Source organism: Roseateles sp. P5_E11, from assembly GCF_054049355.1.
On sequence record NZ_JBFUMO010000685.1, the window covers coordinates 1 to 2,749 of the forward strand.

At 66.3% G+C, this 2,749-nt stretch carries 4 protein-coding genes; 3 read left to right on the plus strand and 1 reads right to left on the minus strand.

Annotation, left to right across the window (positions count from 1 at the left end; translation table 11 throughout):
• The coding region (locus tag ACXJKR_RS29115; protein WP_457325814.1) for a mechanosensitive ion channel family protein at nucleotides 1-686 on the minus strand (686 nt) is incomplete at its 3' end.
• A gap of 18 nt (nucleotides 687-704) precedes the next feature.
• Between ACXJKR_RS29115 and ACXJKR_RS29120 the strand changes: the two genes are divergently transcribed.
• The 3 genes from ACXJKR_RS29120 to ACXJKR_RS29130 form a co-directional block, all read left to right on the plus strand.
• Nucleotides 705-1,265 carry a DNA-deoxyinosine glycosylase gene (locus ACXJKR_RS29120; RefSeq protein WP_457325815.1) on the plus strand — a complete coding sequence of 187 codons (561 nt, stop codon included), beginning with the start codon at nucleotides 705-707 and terminating at the stop codon, nucleotides 1,263-1,265.
• A 36-nt stretch (nucleotides 1,266-1,301) separates the two neighbouring features.
• Nucleotides 1,302-2,075 carry a spermine/spermidine synthase domain-containing protein gene (locus ACXJKR_RS29125; protein WP_457325816.1) on the plus strand — a complete coding sequence of 258 codons (774 nt, stop codon included), beginning with the start codon at nucleotides 1,302-1,304 and terminating at the stop codon, nucleotides 2,073-2,075.
• 14 nt (nucleotides 2,076-2,089) lie between these two features.
• Nucleotides 2,090-2,749: GspE/PulE/PilB domain-containing protein (locus ACXJKR_RS29130; RefSeq protein WP_457325817.1), on the plus strand; the 660-nt coding region annotated here is incomplete at its 3' end.

Genomic DNA, 2,749 nt, shown 5'->3' on the forward strand with positions numbered 1-2,749 from the left:
CGCACGCACAGCAGCGGGCCTTCGGGCGTGAACTGCAGGATTTCGATATCGGGCGCCGGCTTGGCCAGCACATTGGGAATGGCCGCGATGGCCGGACGCAGCCGCGCGATGGCGTCCAGCGGGTCCACGCTGTTGGCGACCTTGGCTAGGCAGTCGACGCGGCGGAACGCCTGCGCCGAGTAGTTCTGGATGGCGCTGCTGAACACGGTGTTGTTGCCGACGAGGGTGTGAACGTTGTCCGGCGTGTTGATGGTGGTGCCAAAGAGACCAATCTCGGTCACCGTGCCGGTTACGCCACCGGCCTGCACGAAGTCGCCCACCTTGAAGGGGCGCAGCACCTGCATGAAGACGCCGGCCGCGAAGTGGGTCAGCAACCCGCCCCAGGCGGTGCCAATAGCCAGGCCTGCGCCGGCCAGCAAGGCGGCGAAGGAGGTGGTCTTGACGCCGAAGATGTCCAGGATCGCGAGGATGAGGACGAGGTTCAGCAGCACGCTGAGGATGGAGCGCAGATAGGTGGCCAGCGTCGAGTCGATGCGCTTGCCGCGCTCCAGCGCCGCAGAAAATACGCGCAGCGCGATTGAAATGAGCCACCGGCCCACAACCCAGGCGGCGATGGCCGCGAGAATCTTCAAGCCGAAGTCCACGCCCTGGGTGCTGAGAAACAGCCAGATGGCTTCCGTATTCATCATGTCGAGTCACTCTCTGTGAAAACCCGCGCATCGTCGCAGCTGCCGGCCGTGTTTGCCAGGCCTCCAAACCCCGAGAACGAGCGTCTTGTCGGCCTCGCGCCGGTGTTTGACGCCCAGGCCCGCCTGCTGGTGCTCGGCAGCTTTCCCGGCGCTGCTTCGCTGCAGGCAGCGCAGTACTACGCGCATCCGCGCAATGCCTTCTGGCCCGTCATGGCGGCGCTGCTGGGCGAACCGGATCTGGCGACGCGGCCCTATGCCGAGCGCCTGCAGGCATTGCGCCGCGGCCGTGTGGCGCTGTGGGACGCCGTGGCTGCCTGCCGGCGCGAAGGCAGCCTGGACACGGCCATCGAAGCCGCCGAGCCGAGCGATCTGATGGATCTCGTTGCCCGGCTGCCGCAGCTGCGCGCGATTGCCTGCAACGGCGCGCTCGCTCACCGGCAGACGCTGCTGGCCCTGGGCGACGTGGCCTTGCCCGTGCTGCGACTGCCGTCGACGAGCCCAGCGCATGCCGGCCTGAGCCTGGCGGACAAGATCGCCGCCTGGCGGGCCGGGCTGGCGCCGTATCTGGTGGCCTAGGATCCCGCCTATGACAAGACTGCTGACGACCGGGCGATGAAGCCCAAGCCAAGGACCTGGGGCCCGGCGACGCTGAGCGAATTTGACGGCGTGCGTTTTCTGCACCTGGACTCGATCTGGGTGCAAGGTGCAATGCGTATCCGCAAGCCGGATCAGCTGGAGCTGGAGTACATCCAGCGCATGTGCGCCTGGATGTTGTGGCGGGACCCGGCCGCACTGGGCGAAGGCCATGCCGTGCAACTCGGCCTGGGCGCCGCGGCGCTGACGCGCTTTTGCCATGGCCAGCTGAAGATGCGCACGACGGCGGTGGAGATCAACCCCGAGGTCATCGCCGCCTGCCGGCAGTGGTTCCGTCTGCCGGGCAACGATGCCCGGTTGAGCGTCGTCAACGGCGACGCCGCGGCCTGGGTCAACGACGACGCCAACCTGCAGACGGTGGATGTGTTGAACGTGGACCTCTACGACCATGACGCGGCGTCGCCCGTGCTGGACGACGAGGCCTTTTACGCCGCCTGCCGCGGCGTGCTGGCGGACGGCGGGCTGATGACGGTCAATCTGTTCGGTCGCAGCGCGAGCTTTGCGCGCAGCGCATTGCGTATCGCCAAGGCCTTCGGGTCGGATCAGGTCTGGAGCCTGGCGCCCACCAAGGAGGGCAACACCGTCGTCGTCGCGGCGCGCGGCGTGCAGGTGCCACATCGTGACATCCTGGAGCAGCGCGCAGCTAATATCGAATCGCGCTTCAAGTTGCCGGCCCGCAAATGGCTTAGGCTGGTGCGGCCGCTGCCGATGAGCATCCTCAACGCCCTTTGAGAAGCCGAGCCTCGATGTCGACCAAGTCCAAGCCACTGGCTGCCCCCACGAAGACTGAAGGCCGCCTGGAATGGCGCCAGCTGCTGCATTGGCTGCAGGAGGATGGCCTCATCGACGAAAGCCAGGTCCAGCGCACGGAGCAGCGCTTCGCGGCCGGCGATAGCGCCTTGCATCCCCTCGTTCGCCTGGGCCACGCCGCTCTGGTGCGCCTGTCGACTGGCAAGCCACTGGATGTGGACGCATTGTCCGAATGGCTGGCAGTGCGCGCCAAATTGCCTTATCTGCGCATCGACCCGCTGAAGGTGGACGTGGGCCGCGTCGGCGACGTGATGTCCATCGGCTATGCCGAAGCCAAGCGCTGCCTGCCGGTGCAGTTCGGCCTCAATGACGTGACGATCGCGACATCCGAGCCCTTCGACATCAGCTGGGTCGCGCAGATTGAGTCGCATGTGCGCAAGCCCATCAAGCTCGTCATTGCCAACCCGCTGGAGATCGCGCGCTACACGACCGAGTTCTTCACGCTGGCACGTTCGGTACGCGCCGCAGCCAAGGCGGGCGAGCAGAGCCAGGTGGCCAGCTTCGAGCAGCTTGTCGAACTCGGCAAGACCAACAAGCAGCTTGATGCCAATGACCAGGGCGTCGTACAGGTCGTCGACTGGCTGTGGCAATACGCC

Coding starts and splice junctions, on each gene's coding strand:
- ACXJKR_RS29125 (WP_457325816.1), top strand. CDS start 1,302: ATGAAGCCCAAGCCAAGGACCTGGGGCCCGGCGACGCTGAGCGAATTT.